This is a genomic window from Citrobacter sp. wls717, assembly GCF_005280955.1.
Taxonomy (GTDB): domain Bacteria; phylum Pseudomonadota; class Gammaproteobacteria; order Enterobacterales; family Enterobacteriaceae; genus Citrobacter; species Citrobacter werkmanii.
Window position 1 is genome coordinate 264,293 of record NZ_SZWW01000031.1, and the last position, 17,789, is coordinate 282,081.

The 17,789-nt window shown below is 51.4% G+C and carries 14 protein-coding genes; 9 read left to right on the forward strand and 5 right to left on the reverse strand.

Annotated elements, in window-relative coordinates; translation table 11 throughout:
• The first annotated feature begins 610 nt into the window (after nucleotides 1–610).
• The 9 genes from FDX09_RS16065 to FDX09_RS16105 are packed head-to-tail and all read left to right on the forward strand — an operon-like array spanning nucleotide 611 to nucleotide 12,462.
• A complete protein-coding gene (locus FDX09_RS16065) occupies nucleotides 611–2,740 on the forward strand; it encodes an EAL domain-containing protein (protein WP_223851218.1) in 2,130 nt (709 codons plus the stop codon).
• Between the two features lie 60 nt (nucleotides 2,741–2,800).
• A complete protein-coding gene (locus tag FDX09_RS16070; RefSeq protein WP_085048848.1) occupies nucleotides 2,801–4,891 on the forward strand; it encodes a Cache 3/Cache 2 fusion domain-containing protein in 2,091 nt (696 codons plus the stop codon).
• Nucleotides 4,888–5,955 (forward strand): chemotaxis protein CheB, encoded by a 1,068-nt coding sequence (locus tag FDX09_RS16075; protein ID WP_137347509.1) that lies wholly within the window; start codon nucleotides 4,888–4,890, stop codon nucleotides 5,953–5,955. The genes FDX09_RS16070 and FDX09_RS16075 overlap by 4 nt, the downstream gene beginning before the upstream one ends.
• Complete coding sequence (locus tag FDX09_RS16080) at nucleotides 5,952–7,367, forward strand: protein-glutamate O-methyltransferase CheR (RefSeq protein ID WP_087856241.1); 1,416 nt, start codon at nucleotides 5,952–5,954, stop codon at nucleotides 7,365–7,367. Before FDX09_RS16075 ends, FDX09_RS16080 begins: the two co-directional genes overlap by 4 nt.
• 8 nt (nucleotides 7,368–7,375) lie before the next feature.
• Complete coding sequence (locus tag FDX09_RS16085; protein WP_137347510.1) at nucleotides 7,376–9,508, forward strand: response regulator; 2,133 nt, start codon at nucleotides 7,376–7,378, stop codon at nucleotides 9,506–9,508.
• Between the two features lie 22 nt (nucleotides 9,509–9,530).
• Nucleotides 9,531–9,893 carry a response regulator gene (locus FDX09_RS16090; RefSeq protein ID WP_137347511.1) on the forward strand — a complete coding sequence of 121 codons (363 nt, stop codon included), beginning with the start codon at nucleotides 9,531–9,533 and terminating at the stop codon, nucleotides 9,891–9,893.
• A 13-nt stretch (nucleotides 9,894–9,906) separates the two neighbouring features.
• A complete protein-coding gene (locus tag FDX09_RS16095) occupies nucleotides 9,907–11,583 on the forward strand; it encodes a diguanylate cyclase (RefSeq protein WP_137347512.1) in 1,677 nt (558 codons plus the stop codon).
• An 11-nt stretch (nucleotides 11,584–11,594) separates the two neighbouring features.
• The gene (locus FDX09_RS16100; protein ID WP_085048853.1) at nucleotides 11,595–12,119 is read left to right on the forward strand and encodes a chemotaxis protein CheW; all 525 of its coding nucleotides are present in this window, start codon (nucleotides 11,595–11,597) and stop codon (nucleotides 12,117–12,119) included.
• Nucleotides 12,103–12,462: a hypothetical protein gene (locus FDX09_RS16105; protein ID WP_137347513.1), complete on the forward strand. Its 360-nt coding sequence runs from the start codon at nucleotides 12,103–12,105 to the stop codon at nucleotides 12,460–12,462. Before FDX09_RS16100 ends, FDX09_RS16105 begins: the two co-directional genes overlap by 17 nt.
• Nucleotides 12,463–12,535: 73 nt before the next feature.
• On the opposite strand, the gene FDX09_RS16110 is transcribed toward FDX09_RS16105, so the two are convergent.
• The 5 genes from FDX09_RS16110 to FDX09_RS16130 all read right to left on the reverse strand — a co-directional run bounded on the left by FDX09_RS16110 (nucleotide 12,536) and on the right by FDX09_RS16130 (nucleotide 17,779).
• Nucleotides 12,536–14,158 carry a serine hydrolase gene (locus FDX09_RS16110; protein WP_137347514.1) on the reverse strand — a complete coding sequence of 541 codons (1,623 nt, stop codon included), beginning with the start codon at nucleotides 14,156–14,158 and terminating at the stop codon, nucleotides 12,536–12,538.
• 183 nt (nucleotides 14,159–14,341) lie between these two features.
• The gene (gene sitD / locus FDX09_RS16115; RefSeq protein WP_137347515.1) at nucleotides 14,342–15,193 is read right to left on the reverse strand and encodes an iron/manganese ABC transporter permease subunit SitD; all 852 of its coding nucleotides are present in this window, start codon (nucleotides 15,191–15,193) and stop codon (nucleotides 14,342–14,344) included.
• A complete protein-coding gene (gene sitC, locus FDX09_RS16120; protein WP_085048857.1) occupies nucleotides 15,190–16,047 on the reverse strand; it encodes an iron/manganese ABC transporter permease subunit SitC in 858 nt (285 codons plus the stop codon). Before sitC ends, sitD begins: the two co-directional genes overlap by 4 nt.
• A gap of 2 nt (nucleotides 16,048–16,049) precedes the next feature.
• Entirely contained in the window at nucleotides 16,050–16,865 is an 816-nt protein-coding gene (sitB, locus tag FDX09_RS16125; protein WP_069324560.1) for an iron/manganese ABC transporter ATP-binding protein SitB, read from the reverse strand.
• Nucleotides 16,862–17,779, reverse strand: coding sequence for a metal ABC transporter substrate-binding protein (locus tag FDX09_RS16130; protein ID WP_137347516.1), 918 nt, complete (start codon nucleotides 17,777–17,779; stop codon nucleotides 16,862–16,864). Before FDX09_RS16130 ends, sitB begins: the two co-directional genes overlap by 4 nt.
• Nucleotides 17,780–17,789: the final 10 nt, after the last annotated feature.

Sequence of the window (17,789 nt, forward strand, 5' to 3'; positions counted from 1 at the left end):
GGATATTATTGTTGCAAATAAGTAGATGAAAGATGTGAAACGTAATGACGTAACAAATAACTAACATTGAACCAGGATGAGTAATGACAACAATAACGGTATGCGAATATAGATAACGCTGTGCTTATCGTCAACAGGCAAAAGTGTTCATAAAAATACATTTTTCATTATGCCTCATCCAGGATATTAATGTTGACATTAAAACGACAAGGCGTGTTTTTTGTTTGTACTGGTTGGAGGTGTGGTGAAGTTGTCAGTAAGGTGTGGTTTTTATATTTAGCATCAATGAATTAGCTATGCTATTAAGTGAGTGTGCTGTAGTTTCATCCCGCCGGGATGTCCATTTTTGTCTATTAATGAGTATTTATTTCCTGATCTGATATGAATAAGATGCTCGCTTCAATATAGAGCCTAACTTTATTTTCTCAGTGCGCGGTCAATGTTGACAATTTTGCTATGGTTCAGCGACTGACCCAAAAGGATTTGTTTGTGACATTCGAGTCTGGATTAAAGTCCTATTGGTATAGTGCATAGCGGATAAATTGATTTGGACGCGATAATAAATACTCACACAGCAAAAAGCATTCAAAAATGGTGCCTGCCACTTGCTTTGCCTGGCCTGTTATATCCACTGGCACAATATCTTAACGGCTATTGTCTTCTCAATAATAATATTTTAACAGTTTACGATCTCAAACTCGCCGTATTTTCCGCCGCATTGGTTCTGTTTGGTTTTCGGGTATTGCCGGGATTTATTCTGTTTCTCGCCTTGATGTTCGTAGTGGGGCCACAAAGCGAGCGGGTGGATGCGCTGTGTCTGGTTATGGCCTCAACCTTGAGCTATGCCGCTTATCGCAACGTGACGGGCAGACGCAGCTGCGCCAGTTTTGGCCGTATAAAAATCAGCCTGAGCCGCCTGATTTGGCTATGCGGCTTTAACATCCTGCTCTATCTGTTATTCAGCAGGATTTTTGCCGCGTTCGTCACCCATGGTCATCGCCCGGATGTGGACAATATTCCAGTTATGAGCCTGGAGATGCTGGTACGTATTCAGGGGATCATCAACGGTTGCCTGACGGGCATCCCCTTTTTCTACAAAATTTATCGCATCATTCGTCGACCGTCTTACCTGTTGACCTTTATCAGAGCGATTGTCTTTCAGTGTAAAGGGAATATCACCGCTTTTGGCGTCAGCATCTGGTGTATTTTGCTAATTTCACTGATGTTCTGTTTGACGTCACCGCACAGTCCGAACATCTTTTTTTCTTTCTATAGCCTGATCCTGTTATTTCCATTGATGCTGTGGGGGGCGATTAAGATTGGTCACTCGTTCACCATGCTGGTGTGGACAGTCGTACTGATTATTTTAGGCAAACATAACGACAGCTATATCGCCAGCGACATCAATTTCATGCTGCATCAGGCGCTGGTTTCCACCCTTATTTTTGTCTTTTCACTCACCATTGTGATCATGGGAGCGCTGGCAAAATTTACCCGTCAGCGGTTTAACCAGGTCCTGCTGTTGGGTCTGACTGACCCGATGACGGGCATGGCGAACCTGCGTGCTCTGAAGACGGAGTTGTTTACCACTGAGGGGGCGACGGTATGCCTGATACAGATCCCCGAGCTGGAGCTCTTTTCGCGCCGCTATGGTTTTCATTTTCGCGCCCGCTACCAGAAGATCCTTGCTGAGCATCTCAGGAGTCATTTGATCAAAAGCGAGAAGGTCTATTATCACGCGGGTTATGATCTGCTTATCCGCCTGGAAAATGGGACCTGCGAGCGGTTATGCGACCTGTACCAGGCTGCCAATAGTTTTCGCCTCTTCTACAACAATCACCGGCTGGGTTTTCGCAGTGGTTTGGGCTACTGCCTGATTAACGATCATAGCGATGATATCTACCAGCTGGTGGGTAAGCTCGGCATGGTCGCCGGCTTATCCCTGACCAACGGCAGGCCGGAAAACCTCGAAGCGCAGCATAGCCGGGTCCTTGGCAACCACATCGTTGATAAAACTGAAATCCGTACCGCATTGCAAAATGCGCTGGATAATAATGCCTTCGTTCTGATGGCCCAGCCGATAGTCAGTACCCATGGCGAAGCGCCGTATCATGAAATATTGATCCGTATGCTCAACGAACGGGGGGAATTTATTCCACCAAACAGCTTTCTGCCGGTTGCCCATGATGCGGGGCTGGCGCCGGATATCGATCTCTGGGTTATCGAAAACACCCTAAAGTTCATGCGCACCCATCCGCAGCGCTGTTTTGCCATTAACCTGGCACCAGTCACGGTGTGTCGTTCAAATATCGTGTCCAGAATCACTCAGCTTCTGCACGATTACGCTGTGGAGCCGCAGCGGATTATTTTTGAAATCACAGAAGCGGATACATTATCAGATAAAGAACAAACCGTGGAAACCCTGAGCTTAATACGTCAGCTGGGATGCCGCGTGGCGATTGATGACTTTGGTACCGGATTTGCCAGTCATGCGCGCTTGATGAATATCGAAGCAGACATTCTGAAAATAGACGGTTCTTTTATTCGACGGATCACCGAAAGCGAGATCAGCTACTACATCGTCGAGTCATTCTGCCGTGTCGCTGAAATGAAAAATATGCAGGTCGTCGCCGAATTTGTCGAAAACGCCAATATTCAGGCATGTCTGGAAAAAATGAATGTTGGGTGGTTACAGGGATATCACATTGGCAAACCTACGCCATTGCTCACGTTGGAATAGCAGGGCGCTAACGCCTGATGGCCAAAAAAGTAACTTCTTCTCAGGTAGAGAATAAAAATCATGAGTGACATTAGTAAAGTGAAGAATCGAACGGTGGGCGCTGCCGGTATGGGACTGCGCGCCCGGCTGCTCTCATGGCTACACAATATCCATCCCGGTGTGGCGATGAAGCTCGGTATGATTCTGGTTTTTTGTATTGCAACGCTGCTGATCGGTGCCTCTTTTATATTATCTTCTTACCTTTCCCGTGAATTGCAGGCTAATGCCCTGGAGATGATTAAAACCAACACGCGTATTTTCCACAATAGTATTTCTAATGAATTCCAGCGTGTCACCCGCGATGCAGAGCATTACAGTAATGTTTATATTAATAATTACCAAAACGTTGCCGATAAACCGCTGCGTTATATGGATGCAACTGAATTAAAAGCGATACTGAGCAATCCCAATACTAACGCGCATTTCACCGAATTAACCAGCGTATTTGCCAGCACATTTATTTTGCAAGGCGAGCAGTTTGTGCGCGTTAGCAGCACGTTATTGGCAAGCTCTGGCAATACGGCCACCGCAACGGCATTGGGGCACGATAACCCGGCATTGCCGCTACTGCTGAAAAACAAACCATTTTCGGGTGTGGTCACGCTGTTCGGAAAGCAGTTTATTAGCCACTATGAGCCGATAGCCGATAAATATGGTCAGGTCGTTGGCGCGGTTGCGGTGGGATTCGATGTTAAACAAAGTCTGCAACCGATTATTCAACGTTTGTTGAATGTGCATATTGGTAAAGAGGGTTACGCCTACGTGCTGGATGCCGGATTCGAACCGGGTCGTATGTTGGTCCATCCATCGTTGAGCAATCAACAGGCGATTAATATCACCGATGCCAATGGCTATAAGCTGTTTGCCGATATCCTCGAACATAAAAATGGCATCACTTACTACAACTGGGTAAGTCGCTACGGTACGCCGCCGAGGACTAAGGTTGCCGTCTATGAATATATCGACGGGATCGACTGGATCATTGCCACCACCAGCTACGTTGATGATGTATCCAGAAGCAGTAACCTGGTACGCAATGGCCTGTTGTTGTTCACGGCTTTCCTGTTACCGGTCATTTTACTGCTGATTGCCGTTGCCAGTCGTTTTCTGATTTCACGCCGTTTAAACCGCGTACTCGGGATTGCGCAGACCATCGCAAAAGGAGATTTAACGGTTGACGTGGAGATCGATCATCACGATGAAATTGGCGAACTGCTGAGTGCGGTAGAGATGATGCGTCAGCGTCTGCACTCGCTGGTCGGCGATATGGTTTCTCACGCGGATTCGGTACATCAGGCATCGTTGCATATCACCGAGGCGGTAGATGGTCAGGCGTCAACCAGCGTGGAAACGTCATCTTCGGTGGCCGAAATTACTTCCACGATGGAAGAGCTGTCGGCCTCTTCTACGCAAATTGCTGAGCACTCGCGGGCGGTGGTGGATATTGCCAACCAGACGCTTGAGGATTGCAATAAAGGTTCAGAGTCGATGTCACAATTGCTGATGCGGATGACGGATATTGATACCGATAATCAGCAAAACATGCGTGAAATTATGATGCTCGGCAATAAGTCGACGGAAATCAGTCGCGTGATGGTGATCATCAATAGCGTTGCCGATCAAACGAAACTTATCGCCTTTAACGCCGCGCTGGAGGCTGCCAGCGCTGGAGAAGCCGGTAAGCGTTTCTCGGTGGTGGCGGCTGAAATTCGTCGTCTGGCCGATTCAGTAACGGAATCGACGGTTGAGATCGAGAATAAGATCAGCGAGATCCAAAACGCGATCAATCGTCTGGTGCTGAACGCGGAGAAAGGCGGCGAGAGCATTAAAGCGGGAGCCAGGGCCTGTAAAGTCAGTGCTGAACATCTGAACGACATCGTCGTTACCGCCGAGCAAACCTCTACGGCGGCGCTACAAATTTCACTATCGACCCAGCAGCAGAAAACGGCGAGCAATCAGGTGGTCATGGCGCTGCGTGAGATCGTCGTGGCCAGTAACTATACCTCGCAATCGATCAAAGACATTTTGGTTGTCAGTCAGGATATGACGCAACTGTCGAAAGCGCTGAAAGAGGCGTCGACGTCATTCACCTTGACGGAAACGGATGTATGAACAGCGGCAATATACGGGTGCTGATCCTTGACCTGGACAGCGCATCGCGTAATGAACTGGTCAGGCAACTGGAAGATCATCCGCACATTAAAGTGGTGGGGCAAGCCGCCCATCGCAGACAAGCGATGAGATTATTACAACAACTGATGCCCGATCTGCTGATTCTGACGCTGGATACCTCAAGCCCCGATAACGTTGAGGTTGTGGAAACGATCATGGCGACCAGCGCTATTCCCATCCTTGTTATGCGGTTTTGCCCAGAAAAACAATGGGATGATGATTATATTTCCCGTGGTGCTCTGGCGGTGCTGCACCATAGCAGCGATTTCCCGCTCTCGACCGATGCGCTGCATCGCAAAGTGGAATTGTTAGTCGGTGTGAAAGTGATCCGTCATATCAAGGGATTACGCCATCCAACCGAACCAGTAATGCCCGCCGCGCGCCCGACGACGGACACAGTAAAGACACCGCAGGACTGGCCTTTTGTGCTGGCGATTGCCTGTTCGACGGGGGGGCCGCAGGCACTGAGCAAGCTATTACAGGATCTCCCCGGTACGTTTCCATGCCCGGTGCTCATTGCCCAACATATTGCCGATGGCTTCGCAAAAAATATGGTGCACTGGTTGGACAGCGTGACCGAACTGAAGGTGCGGCTGGCGCAGGAAGACGATCGGGTTGAAGCGGGATACGTCTATATTTTACCGCCGGAGCAGCATCTGATCGTCAAAAGCAATCAACGCCTGGCGGCAATCCCCAGACAGGAAAGCGATGTCTATCATCCCAGTTGCAATCTGTTGCTGGAGTCGGTGGCTGAGGTATTTCGCGAAAAGGCCGTCGGGCTGATTATGACGGGTATGGGTAGCGATGGCTGTCGCGGCATTGAGCTTATTTTCCGCCGGGGAGGGCGAACGTTGGCGCAGGATGAAGAGAGCTCGGTGGTGTTCGGTATGAATAAGAACGCGATCGACAGGCAACTGATACACCGCACGATCCCGCTGGACGGTCTCGCGAAGGTGCTGCTATCGATGGCCTTTCACGGGCATTTTGAGAGTAAATTGCCATGATCCCCAATCTTCCTGATTACGCCCGCCTGATCAAAGACCGGGTGGGTTTGCACTTTGATAACGCAATGGAAGCGTTGCTGAAATCGGCGCTGAAACGGCGTATGAGCGAACGAAACATCAGTAATTACTATGAATATTATGAACAACTGCGTATTTCGCAGGACGAGTTTGATCGCTTCATTACGCTGATAACCATTAACGAAACCTATTTTTTCCGCGAAAACGAGACGCTGGATCTGATCTGCGATAAGTGGGTCCCGCGTCTGCTGCAACAGCGCAGCGGCCCGGTACGTATTCTCAGCGCCGGATGTTCTTCCGGAGAAGAAGCCTATTCGCTGGCGATTAAACTGCATGAGAAATACCCGGGGGAAATGGCCCAGCGGATTGAAATTTACGGTTGTGATATTGACCCGGTCATCCTGGCAAAAGCCAGAAACGCCAGCTATTCAAGCTACTCGTTTCGCGGCGTCGACCCAGACATTCAGCAGCGCTACTTTACCCGCTCAGGAAATCTTTACCGACTGCATGATGCGATCCGCGAGAAAGTCTCGTTTCACCGCACCAACATTATAAAAGAGCAGCTGTTGCCGGAAGTGGACATCATTTTGCTGCGCAACGTCTCTATCTATTTCGACACGCCAACGCGTCGTGAACTGCACGGTAATTTGTCGAAAATGCTACAGCCTCAGGGGGCCTTATTTTTTGGCAACGCGGAAACGTTAGCCAACAATTTCGACATCCTGAAGCTGGAGCAGGAAGAGGGAATTTTTTATTTTTGCCATCATCGTGAAACGCCAACAATCGCACCAGTACCCAGGGTCGCGGTACGCGCTCCACGGCCGAGAACGGTAGTGGAGGATGAACCTTCCATGCCCATGGTTCAGAAAAATGATGACTGGCTAAAAAAGGCTCGTGCCTGTCTCGATGATAAATGTTTTTCTGAGGCCGAAAAGTGTATCGCCTGCGTATTGCGCGACGATCCCCGTAATCCGGATGCGCTGCTGATTCAGGGCGTCATTGCCCTCGAACAGCGTCAGTTTTCTCAGACTGCCGGAAACGCGCAGAAGATCCTCGCCCAGGATGAGTGGTCGGCAGAGGCCAAAATGCTGCTCGGCCTGGCGATGATGTGGCAGCGCCAGACGCAGCAGGCTATCGCCTGGTTTAAACAGGTGGTTTATCAGGAGCCGGGTTACTGGCCGGCGCACTATTATCTGGCCGAAATGTACCGTCAAAGCGAGTTACGCCAGCCTGCGCAGCGTACGTATCGCGTGGTGATGCAATTACTGAACGACGAAATGAACAACCCTTCTGCGGTTTGTCGTCTGCGTTTGCCGATGGTGTTTCCTGGCAATACGTTTCGTTTTCTTTGTGAACATCAACTGGCGCAATTTGCCCACCGAAGTGGCAAATAAGAGCGATTATGGCTATCGATCTGAAAAAATTCGTTCTGCGCTTTATTGATGAAGGGAGAGGTCATTTGCAGACGATCAGCGAAGGGGCGTTTCTCCTCTCCGCTGATGAACATACTGAAGCCTGGATAGGTGAGATGTTTCGCGCCGCGCATACCCTGAAAGGGGGCGCGCGGATGCTGAAATTGCAAAGTATCGCTGATGTCACTCATCATCTTGAAGATGTATTAAGTGAGCTGCGAGATAACAAACTGACGCCGGACAGGGCGCTGGGTAATCTGATTCATGAGTCCGTGGAGTATCTTTCGGGCCAGTTGACCCAGCTTTTTGTCAGCGAGGGCGATAATCAGTTGCCACCGGCGGATGCCGGGCTGTGCGAACGCCTGGCCTCCGCCAGCCGGGGAGAAACCGTTACTGTGGCGCTGGAGTCGCCAGCGGCTACGGACAAACCTGGTGTTTCGGCTTCTGCCGCAGCCCCCTCCCTGGACTCCGGTATCAAGCAGGCCGATTTCGTACGAGTAAAGCTGAACAAGCTGGATGGCCTGATCGACATCCTCGGGGAAGTGCTCGCCGGACATGATCGCCTTGAACAGCAGATCCAAAACCTGAGTCAGTTGGTCCCCCGATTGCCGGGCCTGAGCGCCGAGCAGCTTCGCCAGCAGATCCATGATTTTAGCGCTCAACTAAAAGAAAGCGTTCAGATCCAGCATTTGCAGATGTTTGAACTGTACGATGTGGCGGCGCGGATCCGCATGCTTCCGCTATCGACGCTGTTTGAGCCGATCTCCCTCCAGGTTAGTGAACTGGCGTCCACGCTGAACAAACAGGTGGTGTGCCGCTTCGTCGGCGGTGAAGTGGAAATTGACCGCCAGCTCATTGACCGGTTATCGGAATCCCTGACGCATTTGCTGCGTAATGCGGTCGATCACGGTATTGGCGAGATCGACGAACGCCTGGCGCTGGGGAAATCGACCCGCGGCACCATTACCATCACCACTCAGCAGGACGGCAGCGGAATATTACTGCGCATCGAAGATGACGGTCGCGGTCTGAATTATGAGGCCATCAGCGCGAAGGCGGTCAGTAAAGGCCTGGTTCCCGCATCAATGGCCGGACAACTCTCCGAGCAGGAGTGTAATGAGCTGATTTTTCATCCCGGCTTTTCCACCAGCAAGATAGTCTCTGAGCTTTCAGGGCGCGGTGTGGGTCTCGATGTGGTGCGCAAAACGGTGGTGACCGACCTGCAAGGTGATTTGCAGGTATACAGTCGCCCGGGCGTCGGAACCAGCTTTAGCCTGCGCCTGCCTGTCTCGCTCACGATGATGCGAATTATGCAATTTGAAGAGCAGGGACACCTGTTCGGACTGGCGGCACAGTATGTGGTTGAAGTGGTGGAATGTACCCCGGAGGGGATTAGCGATATCGCCGGGCGACCGGCCATTATTTTGCATAACGAGTTTATTCCCGTGGTATGCACAGGCGCTCTGCTGGGCATTCACGATCGCCAGGGCAATCTCTCATCTGCGGGACAACGTTTAATCGTCGTGCAGAACCAGTACAGCAAAATGGCGCTGCGGGTAGATAAGCTGCTCGATGAACGCAAGATGATGATCAAACCCTTACCAAAGCATATGCAGCAGCAGTCGCTGGTCTCCGGGATGGTACAGACGCCGGATAACCAACTGGTCAGCATCCTGCAAGTGCCTGCGCTGATGGCGATGGCGCAACAGTCACGGCAAACCAGCGCCCCGGCGCCCGCGACGAGCGTGGCGCAAGATGCCTGGCACGTGCTGGTGGTTGATGATTCCCTCAATACCCGCGAGATAGAAAAAAATGTGCTGGAGGCGCATGGCTATCAGGTCACGTTGGCTGAAGATGGGCTGTCAGGGCTGCAAAAAGCGAAACTGACCCAATTCGATGCCGTACTGACGGATGTCGAAATGCCGTTTATGGATGGTTTTACCTTCACCAAATCGTTGCGCGCAGAGAAAAATTACCAGCACACGCCAATCATCATCGTGACGTCCCGCGCGAAGGAAGAAGACCGACGACGGGGCATTCAGGTAGGGGCGGACGCCTACATCGCTAAAGGCGATTTCGAGCAGGACAGTTTAATAAAAACATTAAAAATGCTTTTGTGCTGATGGCGCAAAATCGAGAGAGAAGATGCGAATTTTATTAGTTGATGATGATCTTTTTGCGGCTGAACTGGCCTCTATTTTTTTGCAGATGGATGGCTACGACGTGGTGATTGTGGAAAGCGCTATTTCTGCCCTGGCGTGCCTGGACTCGGATAAAAACATCGACCTGGTGATTAGCGATCTGCATATGCCTGAGATCAGTGGTCTGGATTTGTTGGCGCTGTTACGCGCTCAGGCCTGGTCTAAGCCCTTTATATTACTCAGTGCAAACGAAGTGACGGCCAGCGATCTCCGGTACGACCGGTGGGTAAAAAAAGACGAAAACCTGGCGGAAAATCTGGGGGCGGCAGTAAATGCGCTCCTGCTACCGTCCGCCGTTACTGAATAAGCCTGGGCGTTTGATGAAACCAGAAAATAAGCACATAGCGATGGCGGCAGCGCAGGAAAAAATAGCGCGTCTGCGTCAGGGATTTTTACGTCGCATCCCCGATATGCTGGCACAGGCAGAAAGGCTGCTCGTTCAATTAGTCGCTGAACCCAGCGAAACCTGTCGTAAACAACTGCACATTCTGCTGCACAGTATTCACGGTTCAGCGGGGTCTTTTGGTTTTAGCCCGCTGGCGAATGCCTCAGCAGAAGGTGAGCGTTTACTAACAGAACCGGAAACAGAGCAAAGCATACTTCATTATGATGAGCTGCGGAGAATTATTCGCTGGCTGTATACCCTCACCCAGGAGCAGCTCAATCTTGAGCATCGTATTAGCGACACGGAGTTCACATTTCCTGTCTCCTCGCAGCGTCCGGAAGAGGGATATGTCCGGCGGGCCAGTAAGCCTATCTACCTGTGTGATGATGACGTCGACCAGGTTGAGTTGCTTGCTACCCAGTTGCGTTGTTTCGGCTTTACCTGTCATGTATTTGCCAATACTGAGGATTTTACGCAAGCCGTACTGGCTCAACCGCCAGCCGTGGTGATTATGGATGTCAGCTTTCCGGACAACGCCTACGGTGGACCGTTGGCGATGGCGGATCTGAAGCAGAAAGTGGGCAAACCTTTCCCGGTACTATTTCTCTCCTGCCACAGCGATTTTAACGCCCGCATCAACGCCATTAAATCCGGCTGTGATGGCTACTACGTGAAACCGGCTTCTATCACTGATTTGGTACAGGAACTACACCGCCTGACGCAGCCTTCGCTGAAAAAACCGTATCAGGTGCTGTTGATCGATGACGAGCCCGCGGTGGCGGAATACAACGCTGAAAGGCTGCGCATGGCGGGCATGGAGGTACATGTGCTGGAGAAACCTCACTATTTACTGCATGTGCTGAACGCGCAACCTATCGATCTGGTACTGATGGACTACCATATGCCGGAATTTAGCGGTGAGGAGTTAACGAAACTTATTCGTCAAATACCACAGCATATTGGTCTGCCGATCGCCTATCTCTCCAGCGAGACCAACAAGCATGCGCAGCTTGGGGCAATGAGCATCGGCGCGGAGGATTTTATTCTCAAACAAGCCGATCCTGAGGAGCTCATCCGTGCCGTGTCTATCCGTGCCGAAAGAATGCGCACTCTGCGCGCGCGTATGTCGCAGGACAGTCTGAGTGGGTTATATAACCACTCGACGACGACCCATTTTCTGAAAAGCGCGATTGCCGAGTCGAATTACAGTAGTAATCCGTTCTGCATGGTGATGGTGGATCTGGATCATTTCAAAAGCATTAACGACACCTACGGCCATGCGGTTGGCGACCAGGTGATTGTTGGGATTTCGCAGCTGTTTTCCCATCGCTTACGCAGCACCGATATTGTTGGGCGTTACGGGGGCGAAGAGTTTGTCATCATTATGCCCAATACCAGTAGCGAAAAGGCGGCTCGGGTGGTCGAACGATTGCGCAGGGACTATGAACAGGTCACCTTCGCCGTCAATGACGCCAGTTTTCACAGTACCTTCAGCGCGGGTATTGCGCAGTGGCAGTTTGGCGATCGTGTTGAAACGCTGCGCGAACGCGCCGATCAGGCGCTGTATGCCGCGAAGCAAAATGGCCGTAACACCTTCTGCATTGCTGAGTAAAAGGAGAAAACATGAGCCAACAGCTGGAGCAAATTCTCGCCCTAAATCACGGTGAAAAGCCGGAGTGTGAAAACGTAGATGAACCGCAGCGCACGCTGGTGCTATTTCAACTGGCGGGTAAGAATTTTGCGTTCTACGGGGCGCAGATAAAAGAGATCCTCGCGGAGCGTCCTATATCCTGGGTTCCCTGCTGTGCGCCGATGCTGGAAGGCGTCATCAACTACCGTGGTCGCGTGGAGTCGGTGATGAGGCTGGACAGCCTGATCGACAAACCTGACGTTAACCCGGCAGGTAAACGTACCATCCTGATTGGTTGCGCCGAAAAAATGCAAAGCGGGATCCTGATAGATAAGCTGATTGATGTGCTGGAAGTCGCCGAAAGCCAGATCCACTTGCCGGGAGACTCGCTGCCTCCGGCGCTGCAGACTATCGCTGTGGGTGTGGTTAACGTGGCGGAAACCTGGTTCACGCTGCTCGATCTGAATCTGGTTTTTGCGCGTTATCAGGAGACCAGTGGTTATGCCGACTCTCATTAATCTGGCTGTGGTGCGTATTACCCTCGGGACGCTCAATTTTTATATTCCGGCAAACCAGGTTGGGCGCTGTTCGCTGGTGACAGGGGTTGCGCCGGATATCCCGCGTTTTAGCCAGTGGCTGGGCATTGCCGATGAGCCGCAACAGGGCAGGCATTTGCATTTGTTTGTACCGGATAGCGGGGTTGAGACCGGCTGGTATCTGTGGGGGCAACTGGAGAATGTCATCTTACCTGGCGATACGATTTTTGCCGTACCGCCGCTTCTGGCGCGAAATTGCCATCTACCAGCGCTGCGTGCGCTGGTGGGCAGCGAAGCGTTTAGTCCGTTGTTAAGCTGGCGCTGAAATAGTGAACGCCCATGCGTAGCGGGAGCCGTCACGCTCCCGCTACAGGTGATGACCGGGAAGTCTTCTCCGGTTACTGGGTATAAACATCTACAGCCCGGCTGACCAGCTTAGTCATAAAGTTGTCAATTTTATCAACGGTCTGCTGATCATGAAGATCGTAGGTTTTTGCCACATCATCCAGATTTTCATAGCCCACCCAAACCCGTCCAATCTTATCCTGCCATACCGAAACTCGTAGTGGCAGAGCCAGCGCGATCCCCTGTTTATCTTGCATGAGTTTTGTGCCGACTTTCGGGTTACCAAATACCAGGACTTTGGTGGGCCTGAGGTTCATGCCTACATCCTTAGCATTTTTCTCATGATCAATTTCAGTGAAGACCGGAACTCCTTCACTCTTCAGAAGGGCTTTTAGACGGAAGATCGTCTCATCGACAGAAAATTTACTCTCCTGATTTTTGATCTTCTCTGAATTTAATCCAGAGCCCAGACCGGTTTTATAGGCCTCAGCGATATCACGCGCCACCTGAGTCAGGTCCACACCTTCTTTGTTGGTCAATAGGGTCACGCAAACCAGCTCATCACCTGCGGTAAAGCGGCTCAGATAGGCGCTAAATCCGCCCGTGGTGCCTTTAATTTCAAGGAAACCAGGATGATGGGTAAATTCCCAGCCAGCCATGGCAGGCACAACTTTACCGTTTTTCAGTTTTGCCGGGCTATAGATGATGTCACGCAGCGTTTTGTCTTTAACCAGCGTACTGCCTGCCAGACCGATATCCCACTTACTGATATCTTCTGCAGATGACCACAGGCCGCCGTAGGCGTACAGGTTATCAGTGGCGGTTGCGCTTACCGGCTCCAGTTTGTCACCCGATGAGACATAACCTGTCGCGGGCTCAACGGGGTTTATCCAGGGGATTTCAGATTTAAATTTTGCGTGCTGATTGTGTTGCTTATCAGGCGTTGGGCGATCGAGAAACACTTTCGTTGGCATGTCTTTCGCAAACATGGTGCTTTGCAGGCCTAACGGCTCGATTTGGTATTTGTCGATAAAGTCTGCGTAACTCATTCCACTGACCTTCTCAATAACCATCCCTAACAGAATAAAATCGGTCGCGCTGGAGTTGATATCCGTACCGCTTTTAAATTCGAGCGGTTTATTTTTGACGAGATCAACCAGCTGCGCAGGCGTATATTTTTGCGTCTGCTTATAGCCGAATAATCTGAAGTCCGGGATCCCGGATGAATGTTGCATTAACTCCAGAATCGTAATGTCATGCCAGCTTTGTGGCAGGTCCGGTAAATAATTGCTCACCGGGGTATTAAGGCTTAATTTACCTTGTTCTACCAGTTGCATCACCGCAACGGCGGTAAAAGCCTGAGTGATTGGCCCAATCCCCCACATAGTCTTGGTGGACGCGAGTTCATCATTGGTTGCCGTTGCCAGGCCGTATCCTGCAGAACGCGGAATATAGGGGGCCTGAACGATAGCCATGGATAAACCCGGCAGATTATTTTTTGCCATTACCTCGGCAATCATTTGGTCGATATATTTGCCGTTGGCTTTTAACTGTGGGTTACCACGATTAACTAAGTAAGTTGTCCCGTTGGTATCAGATGCGGCTAGCGCCTGGGTGGCTGAGACTGACATGGAAAGTAACACACATGCCGAAATAACCTTTAACTTAACATTCATAGCAAAGCTCCCCGCTGGCTGAAATTTAGCTGTATTTTTATCTAATGCGATTGCGGCTATTTGATTAATAAATAGCGTTATTCAATATGGCATGCTTTCAGAGCGGGACATTTGTTCAGGGCGCTGGGAATATTGTCATTACGTATTCTAATAACGATAGTGGACATATCACTGCCCACGCCGTTAGCGGTCGTATTGTTGGCGTCGCCGTTCGAAACGGCGAACGCGCAGACCGGAATAAATAAAAGTAATCACAAACAGCAGAGAAAATAGTACGACGATGGTGGGGGCTGGTGCGCTGTCGATGAAAAATGACAGATACACGCCCATAAACGAGGTAACGACTGAGATAACCACTGCCAGCCACAAGGCATGGAAAAATTTCCGTGTCATTAATATCGCGATGGCGCCCGGGGCAATTAGTAAGGAAATCGACAAAATAATGCCTACCGATTTCAGCGTGGCGACGATCGTCAGGGCAATCATACACAACAGACCATAATGCAGCAGCGTCGTGTTAAGACCGCTGGCCTTTGCCTGATGCGGATCGAATGCGTGCAGTAGCAGATCTTTCCACTTTAGCCCGATGATAAGCGCAATCCCCAGCGTGATAACGGAGGTTTGCACAATATCGCTAAACGACACGCCCAGCATATCGCCAAACAGAATATGATCGAGATGGACCTCCGACTGGATCGAAACGTACAGCACTAGGCCCGCGCCAAACATACCGGAAAAGACGATCCCCATCAGGGTGTCACGCTTAATTCGGCTATTGTCGTCGAGATAGCCCGTCGCCACCGCGCAAAACAGTCCGGCGATAAACGCGCCAATCGCCAGTGGAATACCTGCAATCCACGCCAGCACAATGCCGGGGAAAACCGCGTGGCTCATGGCATCGCCCATCAGCGCCCAGCCTTTAAGCACCAAAAACACCGACAACAGCGCACAGGGGATGGCGACAATGGTGGAGATGACCAGCGCATTGACCATAAAGCTAAACTGAAAGGGTTCCAGCAGCGTCGTTAAGCTCATACGGACTCCTTGTTTACCTGACGGGCACGACGGCGATTCGCCAGCAGACCGTGTTTTGGCGCAAAGACAAACGCCAGCAGGAACAGCAGCGTTTGTAGAACCACAATAATTCCGCCGGTTGCGCCGTCCAGCCAGTAGCTCAGCCAGGCGCCAAAAAAGCTGGTCAGGCTGCCGATAGCTACGGCGATAGTGAGTAGACGTGGAAAACGATCCGTCAGCAGCCAGGCGGTGGCGCCGGGTGTGACCACCAGACAAATCACCAGAAATGCACCGACGGTTTGCAGAGCGGCAACCGTGGAAACGGAGAGCAGCGTAAAAAATAACAGCTTTAGCCAGCCAGGATTCAGACCGATGGAGCGCGCGTGGTTTTCATCAAAAAAAACCACCATCAGATCTTTCCACTTCAACAACAGAATAGTCAGCGAGATGACGCCGATGATGGCCAGTTGCACAATATCTTCCGGTGCAATCGCCAGCACGTTTCCCAGAATAATGGTCTGGATGTTGACCGACATCGGATTGAGCGACACCATAAACAGCCCGATACCGAAAAAAGAGGAAAAAATCAGTCCGATAATCGCATCTTCCTTCAGGCGCGAGCGCTGATTGAGAAACAGCATGCTGCCCGCTGCCAGTCCACCGGAAAGAAAAGCGCCAAGCGCGAAGGGAAGCCCTAACATATAAGCGCCAGCAACGCCCGGAACGATAGAGTGCGACAGCGCGTCGCCAATCAGCGACCAGCCTTTGAGCATCAGATAGCAGGAGAGAAACGCACACAGGCCGCCGACCATCGCCGAGACCCACATCGCGTTGAGCATGTACTGGTAACCAAACGGTTCTGTCAGCCAGTTCATGATTATTCCCCCTCGTTGGCCGCGCGTCGTGAAATAAACGGGCGTTCATCATCGGTAATCACATGTTGCTCACCGCCGCTCAGCGCCACATGGCGCAGAACGCCGCTGAATGCCTGCTCAAGATTCTCAGTCGTAAAGGTGGTTTCGGTCGGGCCACTTGCCAGCACCGTACCTTTAATCATTACCGTGTAATCACAAAACTCGGTAACGGACCCCAGATTATGGGTAGAGACCAGCATGGTCCGCCCCTCATCGCGCAGTTCGCGTAGCAGGTCGATGATGCGCGCCTCGGTTTTCACATCCACGCCGGTGAAGGGTTCATCCAATAAAATCACCTGTCCATCCTGGGCAATAGCCCTCGCCAGAAAAACGCGTTTTTTCTGCCCGCCGGACAGTTCACCTATCTGGCGATGGCGATAGTCCAGCATATCGACCCGTGCCAGCGCCGCATCAACACAGGCGCGGTCGATCTGTTTTGGCCGACGCAGCCAGCCCATGTGGCCAAAGCGACCCATCATTACCACATCTTCCACCAGTACCGGAAACGACCAGTCCACCTCTTCCGACTGAGGAACATAGGCAATCAGATTCTGTTTCAGCGCCTGATTAACCGGCTGCTGCAGAATAGATATTTCCCCCTGCGCCAGGCGAACAAAACCCATCAGCGCTTTAAAAAGCGTTGATTTTCCCGAACCGTTTACGCCGACCAGGGCGGCAATCGAACCGCCCGGAACCTGAAAAGTGGCGTCCCGCAATGCGGTGTGACCGTTGCGATACGTCACCGTAACCTGATTTACGGTAATCGCAGAGTGACTCATGGTTGTCTCTCCAGACCTTCGTTGATGCCGTTAACAATGGTTTGTGTTGTGACGCGCAGTAAATCCAGATAGGTCGGTACCGGGCCATCAGCAGCGCTGAGCGAATCGACATACAGCACACCGCCGTAATGCGCACCGGATTCACGGGCGACCTGACGCGCAGGCTTGTCGGAGACAGTGCTTTCGCTAAATACCGTTGGGATATGATGCACTCTGATCGCATCGATCACTTTGCGTACCTGTTTGGGGGTGCCCTGCTGATCGGCGTTGATCGGCCACAGATACAACTCTTTCAGGCCGTTATCGCGTGCCAGATAAGAAAACGCGCCTTCACTGGTGACCAGCCAGCGTTTATCGGCAGGGAGCTTCGCCAGTTCTGCATGTAGTGGCGCCAGGGTCTGCTGGATTTTGGCTTTATAGCTCTGCGCATTTTTCTGGTAGATCGCGGCATTCTGCGGATCGTATTTCATCAGCGCATCGCGAATATTATCCACGTAGATAAGCGCGTTCTCTGCCGACATCCAGGCGTGCGGATTCGGTTTACCGTTGTACGGCCCTTCGCTGATACCCATTGGCTGCACACCGTTGGAGACCATTACCTCCGGCACGCCGGATAAATGCTGGTAGAAACGGGCAAACCACAGCTCGAGGTTGAGCCCGTTCGAAAGGATAAGCTGTGCGCCTTGCGCCCGCTTGATATCGCCCGGCGTGGGTTGATATTCATGAATTTCTGCCCCAGGTTTGGTGATGGAACTGACGTCCGCGGCGTCACCTGCCACGTTACTTGCCATATCCGCAATCACCGTAAAGGTGGTTATCACTTTGAACTTTTCTTGCGCCCAGGCAGGCGACAACGTCAGCGCCGTTAACGCGCCAGCAAGGAGAAATGACTTCAGATGGGGCAACTGCGGCATAGTATCCCTC

What these genes read in the sequence shown, in the direction of transcription:
- FDX09_RS16070 (WP_085048848.1), top strand. Translation starts at nt 2,801, where the DNA reads ATGAGTGACATTAGTAAAGTGAAGAATCGAACGGTGGGCGCTGCCGGT.
- FDX09_RS16075 (WP_137347509.1), top strand. Translation starts at nt 4,888, where the DNA reads ATGAACAGCGGCAATATACGGGTGCTGATCCTTGACCTGGACAGCGCA.
- FDX09_RS16080 (WP_087856241.1), top strand. Translation starts at nt 5,952, where the DNA reads ATGATCCCCAATCTTCCTGATTACGCCCGCCTGATCAAAGACCGGGTG.
- FDX09_RS16085 (WP_137347510.1), top strand. Translation starts at nt 7,376, where the DNA reads ATGGCTATCGATCTGAAAAAATTCGTTCTGCGCTTTATTGATGAAGGG.
- FDX09_RS16090 (WP_137347511.1), top strand. Translation starts at nt 9,531, where the DNA reads ATGCGAATTTTATTAGTTGATGATGATCTTTTTGCGGCTGAACTGGCC.
- FDX09_RS16095 (WP_137347512.1), top strand. Translation starts at nt 9,907, where the DNA reads ATGAAACCAGAAAATAAGCACATAGCGATGGCGGCAGCGCAGGAAAAA.
- FDX09_RS16100 (WP_085048853.1), top strand. Translation starts at nt 11,595, where the DNA reads ATGAGCCAACAGCTGGAGCAAATTCTCGCCCTAAATCACGGTGAAAAG.
- FDX09_RS16105 (WP_137347513.1), top strand. Translation starts at nt 12,103, where the DNA reads ATGCCGACTCTCATTAATCTGGCTGTGGTGCGTATTACCCTCGGGACG.
- FDX09_RS16110 (WP_137347514.1), bottom strand. Translation starts at nt 14,158, where the DNA reads ATGAATGTTAAGTTAAAGGTTATTTCGGCATGTGTGTTACTTTCCATG.
- sitD (WP_137347515.1), bottom strand. Translation starts at nt 15,193, where the DNA reads ATGAGCTTAACGACGCTGCTGGAACCCTTTCAGTTTAGCTTTATGGTC.
- sitC (WP_085048857.1), bottom strand. Translation starts at nt 16,047, where the DNA reads ATGAACTGGCTGACAGAACCGTTTGGTTACCAGTACATGCTCAACGCG.
- sitB (WP_069324560.1), bottom strand. Translation starts at nt 16,865, where the DNA reads ATGAGTCACTCTGCGATTACCGTAAATCAGGTTACGGTGACGTATCGC.
- FDX09_RS16130 (WP_137347516.1), bottom strand. Translation starts at nt 17,779, where the DNA reads ATGCCGCAGTTGCCCCATCTGAAGTCATTTCTCCTTGCTGGCGCGTTA.